Annotated in this window: 17 protein-coding genes; 10 read left to right on the top strand and 7 right to left on the bottom strand. The window is 57.6% G+C overall.

Annotated features, from left to right (window positions below; translation table 11 throughout):
* Positions 1 to 4: 4 nt before the first annotated feature.
* From Q672_RS33345 to coxB, 5 genes are all read right to left on the bottom strand, one after another.
* On the bottom strand, positions 5 to 595 hold the full coding sequence (locus Q672_RS33345) for a hypothetical protein (RefSeq protein ID WP_022986895.1): 591 nt from the start codon (positions 593 to 595) through the stop codon (positions 5 to 7).
* Positions 596 to 817: 222 nt separating this feature from the next.
* Positions 818 to 1,696, bottom strand: a complete 879-nt coding sequence (locus tag Q672_RS33340; RefSeq protein ID WP_022986894.1) for a cytochrome c oxidase subunit 3 — start codon at positions 1,694 to 1,696, stop codon at positions 818 to 820.
* A gap of 25 nt (positions 1,697 to 1,721) precedes the next feature.
* A complete protein-coding gene (locus Q672_RS33335; RefSeq protein WP_022986893.1) occupies positions 1,722 to 2,303 on the bottom strand; it encodes a cytochrome c oxidase assembly protein in 582 nt (193 codons plus the stop codon).
* Positions 2,304 to 2,324: 21 nt separating this feature from the next.
* On the bottom strand, positions 2,325 to 3,932 hold the full coding sequence (ctaD, locus tag Q672_RS33330; RefSeq protein ID WP_022986892.1) for a cytochrome c oxidase subunit I: 1,608 nt from the start codon (positions 3,930 to 3,932) through the stop codon (positions 2,325 to 2,327).
* 14 nt (positions 3,933 to 3,946) lie between these two features.
* A complete protein-coding gene (gene coxB / locus Q672_RS33325; protein WP_022986891.1) occupies positions 3,947 to 5,155 on the bottom strand; it encodes a cytochrome c oxidase subunit II in 1,209 nt (402 codons plus the stop codon).
* Positions 5,156 to 5,544: 389 nt separating this feature from the next.
* Between coxB and Q672_RS33320 the strand changes: the two genes are divergently transcribed.
* Positions 5,545 to 5,871, top strand: coding sequence for a DUF1820 family protein (locus Q672_RS33320; protein WP_022986890.1), 327 nt, complete (start codon positions 5,545 to 5,547; stop codon positions 5,869 to 5,871).
* Between the two features lie 327 nt (positions 5,872 to 6,198).
* Here Q672_RS33320 and Q672_RS33315 read toward each other — a convergent pair whose 3' ends face one another.
* Positions 6,199 to 6,495 carry a twin transmembrane helix small protein gene (locus Q672_RS33315; RefSeq protein WP_022986888.1) on the bottom strand — a complete coding sequence of 99 codons (297 nt, stop codon included), beginning with the start codon at positions 6,493 to 6,495 and terminating at the stop codon, positions 6,199 to 6,201.
* A 151-nt stretch (positions 6,496 to 6,646) separates the two neighbouring features.
* Between Q672_RS33315 and Q672_RS33310 the strand changes: the two genes are divergently transcribed.
* The 8 genes from Q672_RS33310 (at position 6,647) to Q672_RS33275 (ending at position 13,786) form a co-directional block, all read left to right on the top strand.
* Positions 6,647 to 7,408 (top strand): SURF1 family protein, encoded by a 762-nt coding sequence (locus Q672_RS33310; protein ID WP_022986887.1) that lies wholly within the window; start codon positions 6,647 to 6,649, stop codon positions 7,406 to 7,408.
* Between the two features lie 26 nt (positions 7,409 to 7,434).
* Positions 7,435 to 8,049, top strand: coding sequence for an SCO family protein (locus tag Q672_RS33305; RefSeq protein WP_022986886.1), 615 nt, complete (start codon positions 7,435 to 7,437; stop codon positions 8,047 to 8,049).
* Between the two features lie 13 nt (positions 8,050 to 8,062).
* On the top strand, positions 8,063 to 9,121 hold the full coding sequence (locus Q672_RS33300) for a COX15/CtaA family protein (protein WP_022986885.1): 1,059 nt from the start codon (positions 8,063 to 8,065) through the stop codon (positions 9,119 to 9,121).
* Complete coding sequence (cyoE, locus tag Q672_RS33295) at positions 9,118 to 10,029, top strand: heme o synthase (RefSeq protein ID WP_022986884.1); 912 nt, start codon at positions 9,118 to 9,120, stop codon at positions 10,027 to 10,029. Before Q672_RS33300 ends, cyoE begins: the two co-directional genes overlap by 4 nt.
* Before the next feature lie 216 nt (positions 10,030 to 10,245).
* On the top strand, positions 10,246 to 10,701 hold the full coding sequence (locus Q672_RS33290) for an Mpo1 family 2-hydroxy fatty acid dioxygenase (RefSeq protein ID WP_022986883.1): 456 nt from the start codon (positions 10,246 to 10,248) through the stop codon (positions 10,699 to 10,701).
* A 99-nt stretch (positions 10,702 to 10,800) separates the two neighbouring features.
* The gene (locus tag Q672_RS33285) at positions 10,801 to 11,388 is read left to right on the top strand and encodes a LemA family protein (RefSeq protein WP_022986882.1); all 588 of its coding nucleotides are present in this window, start codon (positions 10,801 to 10,803) and stop codon (positions 11,386 to 11,388) included.
* Between the two features lie 17 nt (positions 11,389 to 11,405).
* Positions 11,406 to 13,295: a M48 family metallopeptidase gene (locus Q672_RS33280; protein WP_022986881.1), complete on the top strand. Its 1,890-nt coding sequence runs from the start codon at positions 11,406 to 11,408 to the stop codon at positions 13,293 to 13,295.
* A 125-nt stretch (positions 13,296 to 13,420) separates the two neighbouring features.
* On the top strand, positions 13,421 to 13,786 hold the full coding sequence (locus tag Q672_RS33275; RefSeq protein ID WP_022986880.1) for a hypothetical protein: 366 nt from the start codon (positions 13,421 to 13,423) through the stop codon (positions 13,784 to 13,786).
* Here Q672_RS33275 and Q672_RS33270 read toward each other — a convergent pair whose 3' ends face one another.
* Positions 13,787 to 14,830: a GNAT family N-acetyltransferase gene (locus tag Q672_RS33270; protein ID WP_022986879.1), complete on the bottom strand. Its 1,044-nt coding sequence runs from the start codon at positions 14,828 to 14,830 to the stop codon at positions 13,787 to 13,789.
* A gap of 189 nt (positions 14,831 to 15,019) precedes the next feature.
* Here Q672_RS33270 and Q672_RS34435 point away from each other — a divergent pair, with 189 nt between their 5' ends.
* On the top strand, positions 15,020 to 15,622 hold the full coding sequence (locus Q672_RS34435; protein ID WP_022986878.1) for a cold shock domain-containing protein: 603 nt from the start codon (positions 15,020 to 15,022) through the stop codon (positions 15,620 to 15,622).
* Positions 15,623 to 15,648 lie beyond the last annotated feature (26 nt).

The following is a 15,648-nucleotide window of genomic DNA, read 5'->3' as shown; positions in this document are numbered from 1 at the left end:
GTGGTCAGAGGCTCGCGCCATCCCGGTTACGGGCGGCATCCAGACGTTGGCGAGCCTGAGAAGACAGAAATTGCTGATAGAGGACATTCTCATCACGTGCATCCAGTGTTGCCCCCTGCGCAGACACAAGACTGTCAAACAGCGCTCTGCTGCGATCGCCATTCAGAACCCACATGGTGCACAGCTGGGTGTCACCTTCGATCTTGCCGAAGGCCACCGCATCAAGGATGGCGCCATCCAGGCTTTGTTCGGTCAGCTGCTCAGAAACCGCTGTGAAATCGGAGCCCTCAGCGGCACGGCCGCTGCCCGTACCAGTACGGTTCGCCATGGTTTCAACCAGGCTATCCACCGCAACGGAAATCTGCTGGGCCAGCTCCAACCGTGCGTTGGCAGAGGAAGCCTGCTTGCTGATATTCATGTTGCCGTTGAATGCCGTGCAGTCTGTGCCGACAAACTGTGCGTCATTTGGCGGGTTCAATACCCAGTCAGGTAGCGTGATGTCATCAGGAACCGGTGTGACATCGACATTCTTGTTGGCACAGCCTGTCACCAGAACGGCGCAAAACAGGGCAGAGAGAGAGAATGGGCTCTTCATGATCGCTCCAGCAGAAACCTGGTCGGTGACCGTCACCTGACCTCTTGTTTCAGTAAGAGGGACCGAACACCGGTTCTGAACACGCAATCGCGAAAAACAGTTAGCCGGTATTGGTATGAAGATTGAAGCGACCCCGGCCGGGACATGGTGAATGAGCGAAACAAAAGCCCACAAAAAAACCCGCCGAAGCGGGTTTTTTGCGTGAGCCTGTCGTACTGGAAATTACAACCAGTAGACCGTCACGAACAGGAACAGCCATACCACGTCCACAAAGTGCCAGTACCAGGCACCCGCTTCCCAGGCAAAGCAATTATCTTCACTGAAATGCCCCTTGAGTACGCGGATCAGGGTGATGAACAGGAAGATGGTGCCAATGGTCACGTGGGCACCGTGGAAACCGGTCAGCAGGAAGAACAGGCTGCCGTAGATACCAGCGTCCAGAGTCAGGCCCATGTCATAGGCGTGAACGTATTCCAGCGCCTGCAGGCCCAGGAAGATCACCCCCAGGACAACCGTGGCCGCCTGGAACAGAATCAGGGTACCGCGCTTGCCTTCCAGCAGAGCATGGTGGGCGATGGTCAGGGTGACAGAGGACACTAACAGGATCGCCGTATTGATGGCGGGCAGGCCCCAGGCACCCATCGGGGTGGTGGTAGTGCCGTCCGGGGTTTCCGTCAGCGGCCACATGGCCTGGAAGTTCGGCCACAGCAGTTCGTGGGTCATGGCGCCGGAACCTTCACCGGACAACCACGGGATGATCAGCCAACGGGTGTAGAACATGGCGCCAAAGAAGGCGGCAAAGAACATCACCTCGGAGAAGATGAACCACAGCATGCCCTGACGGTAGGAACCGCCCAGCTGATTGCTGTGCAGACCACCAACAGATTCCTTGATGGTATCGCGCCACCACAGGGCCAGAACCACCAGCAGCCAGGCCAGGCCCAGGAAGAACAGGGGCTTGCCACTAAAGCTCGGCGCCATATCTGCCATGGTGCTTTGCTGGATGAAATGTGCGCCGCCCACCGCGGTCATGCACAGACCGATGGACGCAGTCAGCGGCCAGGGGCTGCTTTCCGGTACGTAATACTTGTCAGTAGCCATCAAAATTCTCCTCTACAACCGGCTGTTATCGGTTCACAGCCACGCTGTTGTTTTTACCGGCGACCCGCTCTGTCACGTCAAAGATCGTGTACGACAGAGTGAATTGATTGATGTGACGCGGAATTTCAGGGTCCAGATAGAAGATCATCGGCATGTCCTTGCGCTCGCCTGCCGCCAGAGTCTGCTGATCGAAGCAGAAGCACTGGGTCTTGTGCAGGTACCGCGCAGCCTCCCCCGGGGTTACCGACGGGATGCTCTGGGTCACCATGTCCGAGCCTGTGGGGTTAGTGGCGTAAAAATGCACCAGGGTGATTTCACCCGGGTGGACTTTTACCCGTTTGGTCTCAGAGGTGAATTCACCGCTGATGCCATCCCCTCTCTGGGTAATGAACTCCACTGTCACGGTACGATCAGCTACCACCTTTTCCGGGGCTTGCGTAGCTGCCGTACTGGATGTCTTTCCGTTCAGTCCGGTGATGTCACAGATCACGTTATAAAAAGGCACCATGAGAAAGGCAAAGCCAAACATGGCCACCGCCCAGATCACCAGCTTTTTCAGCGTACGCTTGTTGCGTTCTTCCACGCTGAGAGGCTGATTGTCGCTCATAGTGCCCTCGTTCCGTGTCCGTTACTTGATAACCGGCGGAGTGTCGAAAGTGTGGAACGGCGCCGGCGACGGCACTTCCCATTCCAGACCTTCTGCACCTTCCCAAGGCTTGGCCGGGGCCGGCTCACCCTTCTTCATGGCACAACGAATGGCCACGATCAGGAAGATCACCTGGGACAGACCGAACCAGAAACCACCGATGGAAATCCAGAAGTTGTAGTCCGCAAACTGCAGCGCGTAGTCAGCGTAGCGACGCGGCATACCGGCCAGACCCACGAAGTGCATCGGGAAGAACAGCAGGTTGGCGGAAATCAGGGAGTTCCAGAAATGCAGCTCACCCAGCAGCTTGCTCGGCATCACACCGGACCACTTGGGCAACCAGTAGTAGGCCGCAGCAAAGATGGAGAAGATGGCACCGGTCACCAGTACATAGTGGAAGTGAGCCACAACGAAGTAGGTATCGTGATACTGGAAGTCCACCGGCGTGATCGCCAGCATCAGACCAGAGAGGCCACCACAGGTGAACAGGATCACGAACGCGATCGCCCACTTCATCGGCAGTTCAAAGGTCAGGGAACCGCGCCACATGGTGGCGACCCAGTTGAACACCTTCACACCGGTGGGTACGGAGATCAGCATGGTCATGTACATGAAGAACAGGGTACCGGCCAGCGGCATGCCCACGGTGAACATGTGGTGAGCCCATACCACGAAGGACAGCAGTGCAATGGACGCGGTCGCGTACACCATGGAGGCGTAACCGAACAGCGGCTTGCGGGCAAAGGCCGGAATGATCGCTGACACGATGCCGAAGCTCGGCAGGATCATGATGTACACCTCAGGGTGCCCGAAGAACCAGAACACGTGCTGGAACAGTACCGGGTCACCACCACCAGCAGCATCAAAGAAGCTGGTGCCGAAGTGACGGTCTGTCAGCATCATGGTCACCGCACCGGCCAATACCGGGATAACGGCAATCAGCAGGAAGGCGGTAATCAGCCAGGTCCACACGAACAGCGGCATCTTCATCAGGGTCATGCCCGGGGCACGCATGTTGAAGACAGTTACTACCACGTTGATCGCACCCATGATGGAGGAGATACCCATCATGTGAACGGACAGAATGAACAGGTCGGTAGATGCCGGACCGTACTTGGTCGACAGCGGCGCGTAGAAAGTCCAGCCGAAGTTCGGCGCGCTGGGGTTACCGGCACCAAAGGCGCTCATCAGCACGGCGAAGATCAGGATGCCAAAGGCGAACGGCAGGATCCAGAAGGACCAGTTGTTCATCCGCGGCAGCGCCATATCCGGCGCACCGATCATCAGCGGGATCATCCAGTTGGCCAGGCCAACCGTGGCGGGCATTACCGCACCAAACACCATGACCAGACCGTGCACGGTGGTCATCTGGTTGAAGAATTCCGGATCCACGAACTGCATGCCAGGCTCGAGAAGCTCGGCACGAATAACCATGGCCATGAAACCGCCAACCAGGAACATGGCAAAGCTGAACCACAGGTACAGGGTACCGATATCTTTGTGGTTGGTGCTGAATAGCCAGCGTTTCAGGCCGGTCGGGGCGTGGTGATGATCGTGATGATCATCATGGGTTGCAGCTGCAGTAGACATTGCTATCCCCTCCCTTATTCGTGGTCGTTAACATCGGCGGGCTGAATCAGATCGCCGGTGTCGTTGCCGAAAGCGTTACGCTCATAGGTAACTACCGCCGCTATCTGGCGCGGAGTCAGCTGAGCCTTGAATGCGGGCATGGCAGCACGGCCATTTACCAGCACATCGATATGTTCGTTCAGATATTCGCTCTTGGTGGCGAAATCCGTGCCCGCGAACGGCAGACCAATACCGCCTTCACCGTTGGCACCGTGACACAGGGCACAGGCAGAGGCGTAAACCTGCTCACCTTCTTCCATGGCCTGGTCAAGACCGGAGAACGGCGTCAGGTCAGGGCCGGATGCGGCTTTTTCTTTCTCTTCGGCAATCCAGTCACGGAATTCCGCCTGGGTCACCACTTCCACGGCAATTGGCATGAAGGCGTGGTTCTTGCCACACAATTCAGCACACTGACCGTAGTAGGTGCCTTCCTTGCCTTCCGGCACCAATGCCCAGGTTTCGTTGACGAAGCCGGGGATTGCATCTTTCTTGCCACCGAAGTCCGGCACCCAGAAGGAGTGGATCACGTCGTCAGAAGTCACCAGGAAACGTACTTTCTGACCAGAGGGGATGACCAGCTTATTGTCTACTTCCAGCTGATAGTTGTGGTCCTTCTCGGGAGCTTCCTGACCGACCCGATCCTTGGCCGTGCCATAGGGGAACAGGCCACCGGCGAGAACCGGGTTGTTGTACTGTTCCGGCGGGGTCGCCAGGTTGGAGAAGAAGGACACACCAATATCGTTGTCGTCTTCGTAAGTCAGGTACTCATAGCTCCACTTCCAGCGGTAGCCGGTCACCTTCACCGTCAGCTCGGATTCTGCTGTGTCATCCAGTTTGACCAGCACGCGTGTGGCCGGTACGGCCATGGCGATCAGAATCACGAAGGGAATCACGGTCCACAGGACTTCCAGGAGCACATGCTCGTGAAACGTGGCGGGATTGGGGTTCTTGGCGCGGCGATGGCGGATCATGGAGAACACGATCAGGCCGAACACCAGCAGACCGATAACGGTCACGATCCAGAGAACGGTGGTATGAAGGTCTTGAATTTCCTGGCTGACCGCGGTGACACCGGGTCGCAGATCAAGATTGGAACGTTCGGTCCAGTCGCTGGCGAAGGTCATGCCACTGATCATCAGTGACGTAAGACCGACCGCCGCGCGGTGGAACAGAGTTGACTGCATGCGTTTGCTCCCTGTTTTCCCCAGCGTTGCCTCTATATGGGCACGCTTGTTCTTTGCCGTCACCGGCACCTGGAAAGCGAAGTTTCAGGATTGATACAGCGAGACCCGCCCCACACCAGTCTCCGGACAGCAACAACCAAGGGGGTGGTCGTTTATTGCTATCGCACAGAGCACAAACGTCAGTGAAATCAAAGAGCTAGTACCCAGCCACCCTGATCACACCGACTTGCCATGGGTGCGGCAAAATGTCCCATTGCATTTATGGGCGCCAACTGTAGTCATTCAGGTTATTAAAGTCCAGCCAAATGGTAGGGATTTCAGGCATATGCGCGGTCACTCCCTGTGCTAGACTCCGCGGCCATTTTCCATTAGCGGGTGAGCAGACGATCATGTCGGAAGAGCGGCAAGTGTATCGGGTGATATTCCATAACAACGGCGAAGTTATGGAGGTTTATGCCTCACAGATATATCAAAGTGAGCTGTATGGCTTTATCGAAGTGGAAGCGTTCATGTTCGGGGAGCGTTCAGGCGTCGTTGTGGACCCCGCCCAGGAAAAACTGCAAAGCCTGTTCGCGGATGTGACCCGTTCCTTTATTCCCCTGCATGCCGTGATTCGCATTGATGAAGTGAACACGCCAGGAACAGGAAAGATTACTGACAGCAAGGCCTCAAACATCACCCCTTTTCCCTACCCCCCTGCACCGACAAAAAAATAGGGCGCCGATTGACTCGTACGCCCGAGGGTTGCCTGATATTTCTTGGAGGAGAAAACGTATCGCTTTCAAGTAATAAGAACACGGTTACGGCAACAAGTTCCCCGGCAAGACAAAATTCTTTTGCCGGGAAGTTTTTACGGGCAGCGTCCCTGCCGACTCCGGGTTCGCTACCACTGGGCCTTGCTCCGCACGGGCCACGAGCCGAATAAACACCATCAGAATCAAACGCATCACGAACATGACTGGGCTCCCCAGCTACTGGACTCCATGTTTTTGAGCCTGTTCACCGCGGCGGGTTCACAGCCAAATCCGCTTTTTACGGGGCTTTTACGGTTGCTCGCCAGGAGCCTGGCCAACAGGAGAGGTTGGCGACGGCGCAGCAGACGACTCGATAGGCTGCCCATAGCGAAGCGTCGGATTAACATCGTGTGGTGCAATCCAGCCCATCACCATGCTCAGCAGGATAAACAGGAAAATCACCACCGAAAATCCCACCCGCCACGCCAACGCACGCATGGTCTTGCCGGATTTGCTGTCACCCTGCACCAGCCCCATCAGGGCTCGTCCCAGGGAAAACACCGCCGCCAGCAGCAGTACGATTACAATCAGCTTTACCCACCACATGGAATGACTTGCTCCTTGGGGAACGACACACCTGTACTCCTGTGTCGTCCTATGTAGAATGTGCCGCCATTGTACTGACCGGTCGCGGTGCTGCCCACTAAATATGGTGTAGTCAGCGACATCACTGGCCCTGACTACGGAGCCTCTGATCATGGCAAGCCATCGCAACGGTTCACGCTGGATGACCCTGATTGCCTTCACGTCACTGTTCATGGTGGTCGGGGTATGCTTGCGCCTGAGTTGGTGGCAACTGGAACGGGCGGAAGAAAAACGCCTCTGGTTGGCGCAACAGGCAGAACGATCTGCAATGACGCCGGCGGGCCTCGACGCGCTGTTGAACGATGCCAGCCCTCTCCACCGATCTGCCCGCCTTGAGGGCGTGGTAGATAATGCACATCCGGTATTACTGGATAACCGCACCTTAAACGGCATAGCGGGATACCACCTGCTAAGCCCGATGCAGACCCACTCCGGGCTGTGGGTGCTGATTAACCGGGGCTGGTTACCCAGAGGAGCCAGCCGACAAATTCTGCCAGACATTCCCTCTGTCGAGGGCAACCTGGTGGTTACAGGTACGGTCTACCACACCTCTGGCTCCCCCTTTGTTCTGCAGGAGGAGGAATTGCCGGACAATCAGTGGCCATTACGGGTGCAAAAAGTGGATTTTGGCGCCATTGGCGAAAAACTTGGGGTAGAATTGGCGCCCTTTGAAATCCGGGTCACCCCGGAATTGGCGCTGGGCGGCCTGCCCCCCCTGCCCCGCCACTGGCAAGACGTCACGCCGATGGGCCCCGAACGGCACAAGGCGTATGCCTTGCAGTGGCTCTGCCTGGCCATCGCGGCGCTGGTGATTTTCCTGTTTGCCGCCAGCCGGGCACAACGCAAGCGCCTCACTCAGCAACAGGGCCGTTAAACGCGACCCGGGAAGCAGATCAGACCATGTCACCAAAAACGAAGAACATCGTTACCCTGGTTGCCATCATCAGCCCCTTTATCCTGTTTGCCCTTGCGGGCCGCTACTTGATCGACTTGCGCGAGATGCCAAGGACCAACAAAGGTCAGCTGCTAATTCCCCATATCGATATCGCCGACCTGCAAGTGCGTGATGACCAGGGCAACGACTACACCGGCGATGACATGACCGGTCTGTGGACCATCCTTTACGTCGCAGACGCGAATTGTGATACCCGCTGCAAGAACGCGCTCTATTATCAGGTTCGTCAGGTCAGGCTGACGCTGGGTGAGGATATTGACCGGGTTCGCCGGGTTATCCTGCACACCGCACCAGCGCAGGAAAGCCTGAGCCAATTTATGAATGACAATGTGGAAGGCATGATCTCTGTGCATGCCTCCCCGGACACCGTACGGCAAGCGCTAGCGCCGGTGTATGCACCGGCCGAAAGCCAGCCGGTGGGCGATGTCTTTCTGGTCAGCCCGGACGGCCAGATCTTCATGCGTTACCCCACGCACGAGAACATGGATGCCACCCTGGAAGAGGCGGAGAACATCCGCGTCGATCTCAAACGCACCCTCAAAGGGTCCCTGATCGGTTAATTAGGCTGCAGGTATGCAAACACCGACTTCTTCACAGCGCTGGCTGCGCGGCTTCTGCGTTCTCGCGGTCATTCTGGCCGCGGGCGTAATCACCCTTGGCGCCTGGACCCGGCTGGCAGATGCCGGCCTTGGTTGCCCTGACTGGCCAGGCTGTTACGGCCACCTGGACGTACGTAAGGCCATCGACCACGTCAACACCACCAATGAAGCAGTGCCAGGCAGCCTCCGCGAAGCCCACAAAACGGTACCTGAGATGGTACACCGTTACTTCGCCTCGACCCTGGGACTCATCATCATCATCATTGCGGTGCTCTCCTTCATAAACCGCAAGCGGGAAAAACAACCGCTCAAGCTGCCCCTGTTCCTGGTCGCCCTGGTGATTTTCCAGGGTATTCTGGGCATGTGGACCGTCACCATGGGGCTACAGCCCACCATTGTGATGTTGCACCTGCTGGGAGGCTTTACCACCTTTACCCTGCTGGTGCTGCTGACCGCAAGGGTATTCCGCTGGCCAAACTTCCTGAACGATTGCGATGTGCGGATGCTCAAACCGCTGGCCTCCATCACACTGGCCGCCGTCATTCTGCAAATTGCCTTGGGTGGCTGGACTGCCAGCAACTATGCCGCTGTGGCCTGTACCGAACTGCCGGTGTGCGAAGCAGGCTGGCAAGAGCGTCTGGACTTCGAGGAAGCCTTTATCTTCTGGGGCCATGAGCATGATCAACCGGATTTTGAATACGGCGTCCTCGATAATCACGCGCGTACCACCATTCACGTCATGCACCGCTTTGGCGCTTTACTGGTGACCCTGCTGGTACTGGCGCTGGTTGCCAAAATCCTGCTGCGCGCCCGCAGCACCTTCTTCCGTAACTTCGCCCTGACCATCCTGTCCTTGCTGGTCGTACAGCTCGCCCTCGGCATCAGTAATGTGGTGTTTGCGGTCCCTCTGGACGTGGCCGTTGCCCATAATTTTGTAGCCGTTATTCTGCTCGCATCACTGGTGCTGTTTATCCGCGCCATCAATGTGAAATGCGGCATACGCAATCCGCGACAGGGAGAAGCAAAATCATGAGTGATACCACAACCTGGCGCGACTACCTTGCCCTCACCAAGCCGGGCGTGGTGATGCTGTTGATGGTCACCGCCGTGGCAGGCATGTTCCTGGCGACCGATCCCCCGGGGATGGTGCCGCTGGATATTTTTATTCCGTCCTTTATTGGTCTCACGCTGGCCATGATGTCTTCTGCGGCCATCAACCAGATCATGGACCAGAAAATCGATGCGATCATGACTCGCACCGAAAAGCGGCCTCTGGTCGCCGGCAAGCTCAGTCCGAAAGCCGCCATTACTTTTGCCGTTCTGCTGGCGGCGGCGTCCATGGTCATGTTGTATTTCCTGGTCAATCCACTGACCGCCTGGCTGACCCTGTTTGGTTTCGTCGGTTATGCGTTCATTTACACCTTGTATCTGAAACGGGCGACCCCGCAGAACATCGTGATCGGCGGTATTGCCGGCGCCATCCCGCCGCTGCTGGGGTGGGCTGCCGTGACTGGTGACGTTCACCCTTATGCCTGGCTGTTGGTGCTGATCATCTTCGTGTGGACCCCTCCCCATTTCTGGGCGCTGGCCATCCACCGCAAGGACGAATACGCCAAGGCAGACATCCCCATGTTGCCTGTCACCCACGGCATCCCCTTTACCCGGGAATCCGTTCTGTACTACACCATCCTGCTGTTCATCTGCACCTTGCTGCCCTACCTGACCGGCATGAGTGACCTGATCTACCTGCTTGCCGCGCTGATTCTGGGCCTGGTATTCCTTTACCACGCTGTGCGGCTGCGCTTTTCAGATGACCCGAAACTTCCCATGAAGACGTTCGGCTATTCCATCACCTACCTCTTTGCCCTGTTCACGGCTCTGCTGGTGGATCATTACCTTCCCGTAAAGCCCACTGACGTGGCCATCTGGCTGGGGGCGTAAAAACCAATTGGTAATGGATAATTGATAACTGGCGCGAGCCAGGTTTGAGGTTTTCAGACGCGAGAGGCCGCGTCCAGACTTTGGGCGCGGTCTCATTGCTTTCAGATTCCTGGCCGGCCCTTCCGCGCCATTATCAATTCTCAATTGCCCCCTCTCGTATCCTGGCCACCACATCGCGCTATACTGTCAGCATCGAAAAATTACCGGGAGGCAACCATGGCAACCCGCAGCATGGATGACTGGCTCGACGCCTATGGCGAGAGCCACCAGAACCCCACCAACAAGAAAGTGCATTTTGTCTGCGTGCCGGTGATTTTTTTCACCATCGTCGGTTTTCTCTGGGCGATTCCCGCCCCCCTTTTCACCGGCTTCTGGGCCTGCCTGGCGCTGGTGTTCGTTACCGCCTATTACGCCCGCCTCTCCAAACCTATCGCCCTCGGCATGCTGGTCTTCAGTGTTATCTGCCTGGCCGGGCTTGGCCTGATCGCCTCGACCGGCATCAGCGTCGGGCTGTTTTCTCTGGTGGTCTTTGTACTCGCCTGGATCGGCCAGTTCTGGGGCCACAAGGTGGAAGGCAAGAAACCCTCGTTCTTTGAAGACATCCAGTATCTGATGATCGGACCCGCCTGGATCATGGGCTTCCTGTATCGCAAGTGGGGCATCAAGTACTGATACCCCGCAACGGCTTCGGCGCAGAACCACCTTTCCCCACTGGTACTTTTGCAGTAGTTTAGAACGACAATCATCTCTGCTTGGGGAAGGACCACCCGCATGGGCACTTTGCTTTTCTTTGGCGTGATCGCCGCCGTCGTTATCTACATCATCGCGGTATACAACCGACTGATCGCCCTCAAGAACCGCTTCAAAAACGGTTTTGCCCAGATCGACGTGCAGCTACAACGCCGCCATGATCTGATCCCCAATCTGGTGGAGACTGCCAAAGCCTATATGAGTCATGAGAAAGAGACCCTGACTCAGGTTATCGAGGCGCGCAATCAGGCGGCCAGCGCCAAACAGGCCGCCGCCGCCCACCCCGATGACGCCAGCGCCGTGGCCCAACTCGGCAAAGCAGAATCCATGCTGTCCGGCTCCCTCGCCAACTTCTTCGCCCTCAGTGAGAATTACCCGGACCTGAAAGCCAACGAGACCATGAGCCAGCTCATGGAAGAGCTGACCAGCACCGAAAATCGCATCGGCTTTGCACGGCAGGCCTTCAACGATGCCGTCATGAACTACAACACCTACCGCGAGCAGTTTCCGCAAAACTTTATTGGCGGACTGTTCGGCAGCTTCAAGGAAGCCCAGCTGCTCAAGATCGAGAACGAAGAGGCCCGCAAGGCCGTCAAGGTCGGTTTCTGATCCGCTGAGATTGGGCCATGGATTTCTTCCAACACCAGGAACGTGCCCGGCGTAAAACCGGCTTGCTGGTGCTCTATTTCGTCGTGGCAGTGGTGGCAGTGATCGCCAGTGTGACCGCCGCCATGCTGCTGATCCTGCATTTCTCCGGCGCGGGAGTCTCTCTTCAGGCTCCCTGGGCCCACCCCCTTACGGCCTGGATCGCACTCGGCACCTTTGTGGTCATTGTCGGCGGTTGTCTGGTGAAAACCTGGCAGCTACGCAAGGGCGGCCCCGCCCTCGCCGAGATGATGGGCGCCAAGCCAATCGACGCCACCACCACCGATAACAGCGAGCAGCGTCTGCTTAACGTGGTGGAAGAGATGAGCATCGCTGCCGGCATCCCGGCACCCAGAATCTACGTGCTTGAGCAGGAACCGGCCATCAACGCCTTTGCCGCCGGCTTCCGTCCTTCAGAAGCCATCGTCGCGGTCACTCGGGGCACACTGGACAAACTCTCACGGGACGAGCTGCAAGCGATTATAGGGCATGAATTCAGCCACATTCTCAATGCTGACATCCGCATCAACCTGCGGATGGTGGCAGTGCTTGCCGGCATTCTTGCTGTGGGCAAAGTCGGCGAATATCTGCTTCACAGCCAGCGTCATCAGTCCCGATCGTCCAGACGCAACAACAAGGGCAATCTGGTTATTGTCGGGCTGGCCCTGATGGTCATCGGCTATGTGGGCTTGTTCTTCGGACGCCTGATCAAAGCGGCTATCAGCCGTCAGCGGGAGCTGCTGGCTGATGCGTCTGCCGTGCAATTCACCCGTAACCCCGATGGCTTGGCCGGCGCCCTGATCCAGGTGCGCAACAACGGCGGCTCCTATCTTGCCAACGCCCATGCGGAAGACATGAGCCATATGTGCTTTGTGCTACCTGTCAAAATGCACCTGCAACGCTGGCTCTCCACGCACCCACCGGTGGATGAGCGCCTCACCGCTCTCGGTGAGGGCTGGGTTGCGCGAGCCAGGGCCCGGGCCAGACAATCCGGCGACCCGTCACCCAACCCGCCGTCAGCGCCACAGGCTGCCAATGTGGACGGTTCTCTGGGCTTCGCCCCGGGCGCCAGCCCTGCCCGGGTCTCCAGTCAGGTAGGGACCGTGAAAGACGCCGACATTGATTGGGCACAGACCACGCTGGCGCAACTGCCAGAGGAAATTCGCCAGTCCCTGCGCCAGCCGCAAGGTGCCCGCAGGGCATTGCTGGCCCTGATTCTGGCCAGCAATCGCAACGACACGGCCCACCAGCTTCGTCAGGCAGGGTTGGCGGACGATCAGCCTGCCCTTGAGACGCTGGCAGAAGCGCTTCGCCCCCTGGGGGCTACCCTCCGCCTGCCGGTCATTGATCTGGCCTTGCCCGCACTGAAGAACGAACCCCGTGCCGCCCGCGAACAGCTACTTGCTGAACTGGAGTCTCTCGCCAAAGCGGACAACACCTTCAGCTTGTTTGAATGGGCGTTGCTGGGGCTGGCAAGGCAACAACTTGGCGAGCGGGCGGGGCGCAACCGGCACACCCGCTTTCATCGCTATGGCGCGGTAGCGGCAGAACTGCAGCTTCTCTTTTCCCTGCTGGTGTGGGCCAGTGGCGCCACACAAGACACGGGCACAGCATTGTTCAGCCGCTATACCCAGGGACTCCTTCCTGCCGGGCGCACCTTGCTCCCGTTGACCCATTGCAGCAGCGACAAGCTGTTTCAAGCCGTCGACCGCCTGACGGATCTGTCCCCCTTGCTCAAGGGGCCCATCATCGACAGCGCCGTTGACCTGGCTATGGACGATGGCGAATTGAAAACCCGGGAACGGGAGACGCTGCGAGCTCTTTCTTCTTTACTGGAATGCCCCCTTCCACCCTGCTTTGCCGACCATTGATCGCTTTGCGAGTGTGAATCTGCTTCAAAAATAGGAAAAGGCTTACACTGGCTTACGCAAATTGCCTATTTTTTAGCACGTTTGTCCATGCAGAATCATGGCATTGTAGGGAGAGGTTGAAAGACATGGAATTCAACAAAGTCAGCACTCGCAATGCTTGGGCCGCGGTCGAAAATATTACGTCTCAAGTCCGCAGTGGCACATTAAACCCCGCACTGACGCAATGGGTGCGAGGACACGGTTTTGACCCCGACACCACCGTTTTTTCCGGCGTGTGCCTGTTTGATGACGGCATCTACACTGGCACCCTCATTGACTGTGAAGAACGAGTCTGGGAGTTTTTTGCCGATCTAAAGGACGAAACCGCCAGTGAGCTGGACGACGTTACCGCAGAGCTTGGCCCCAAATCACCGGATCACCCCGACGCAGACCTCTGCGACAGGGTAACCATGGCAATTGTGTACCACCGTGAAGAATCAATCGCCGCCTAGTCAGCGCGCATCTCGCCGATAAGGCAGCAGCGAACGCGCCTCTTCCCTGTAGCGCCGCACGTGTTCAGCCTCCTCCCGACAAAAATCGGCAATCGCTCGCTGAAAGGCGGGCTCACGCAGGTGATGCAGCGACCAGGTGATCACCGGTTCGAAACCGCGCAGGATCTTGTGTTCTCCCTGCACCCCGGGGTCGAACTCGGCCAGTCCGGACGCAATGGCATGCTCAATGCCCTGGTAGTAACAAAGCTCGAAGTGCAGCCCGTCACACTCTTCCAGGCAGCCCCAGTAACGACCGTAAAGACAGTCACCATCCTGAAAATACAACGCCGCCGCCAATGGCTGCTCACCACGTCGTGCCAACACCAACATCAGCTGATCCGCCATGGCCTCACGAATCGCCGCAAAGAATGCTTCATCCAGATAGGGGAGCTGCCCACGTTTCAGGTAGGTGCTGGCATAGCACTGGTAGTAGAAGGCCCAATCCTGATCGCTAATTTGCCCGCCCTGTAAACGTGTGACAGCGATGCCCTGCTCAGCAATGCGGCGCCTTTCCTTGCGCAGGTTCTTGCGCTTTCGCGACTGAAACCGGCTCAAAAAGTCCTCGAAGTCCTGATAATCACGGTTGAACCAGCGAAAGTGGCAGGCCTGGCGGGAGACAAGGGGTAATGCCGACAGCTGCTCTCGACACGCCCTGTCAGGAAACAGCACATGCCAGCCACTGGCGCCCTGCTGGGCCATTTGCTCGCTAACCGCCTCCCAAATCTGGTCTGCATTCAGGGTCCCACGCCAACGGGGTCCCACCACAGGCGTAAAAGGAATCGCCGTCACCAACTTCGGATAGTACGCCAGCCCATGGCGCTGATAGGCGTCTGCCCAGCTGTAATCGAAGACATACTCGCCACGGGAATCATTGCGGGCGTAGAGGGGCAACCAGCCTTGATTCAGCGTTTGATGACTGGGGCCCCAGCCGCGCTGGGGGCTCACCGCCCCGCCACTTTCCAGTGCCGCAACAAAAGCGGGCTTGAGAAAAGGATAATCAGTCAATGTGACTCCACATGAGTTTCCTTGCCGGCTTGGGTACAATGCGCCAGTTGCACGGTCGTACAGAGCGCAGACAAGGCCAAACCGGGCCCGGTACCGCGCCGCCCTGCTTCACCGCCTCCTTTTAATCCGGCGGTTTTCGACACTTTCATCATTGTGAATGCATTTTTTCAACAAGGTAATGTCTAGTCCATGAATGTTTCCAAACCCCTGACCGCATTTTATATCGCTGCGGCACTGTTACTGGCCATCCCCGGCGCCTGGCTGCTTTTCGCCCCGGAAATGGCTGTTGTCACTATCCACGAGAATCTGGCGTTTGTGCAGGTCTCCAACATTCACAGCCAACAAACCGGGCTGGGCCTGCTGCTGGCCGCGGCGGTCAATCTGGCCTGCCTGCTGGGCGGCCCGCAGCGGGTTCCGCTGCATGTGGCAGTGTTTTTCTACCTGGCAGGTCTGGTCGCCAGCCACGGCAACGCGGTCTTCGCCGACCAATGGTGGCTGTGGATCCCCGCCCTGGTCTATCTGCTGCCGCTGATTCCTTTTGCAAAGCTGGTGCCCGCAAAATTGCCACTGCCAACGGGCGGAAGCGGCCAGCAACGCGGTGAGGTGAAGTGGTTCAACCCCAACAAGGGCTTCGGTTTCATCCTGACCGACAAGGGTGAGGAGCTGTTTGTGCACTTCAAGGCCGTTCAGAATGGTGGCCGACGCAGCCTGCGGACCGGCACCCGGGTTCGCTTCGACACGCGCATGTCCGACCGTGGCGAACAGGCCGATAACGTTTATATCGAGCAGTAACCCCGAACGCATTTCGGGGCACGCAA

The sequence above is a fragment of the Alcanivorax sp. P2S70 genome, assembly GCF_000475295.1.
Classification (GTDB): Bacteria; Pseudomonadota; Gammaproteobacteria; order Pseudomonadales; family Alcanivoracaceae; genus Alcanivorax; species Alcanivorax profundi.
The sequence above is the reverse complement of the archived record's forward strand: the minus strand, read 5'-3'. Positions and strand labels throughout refer to the sequence as shown.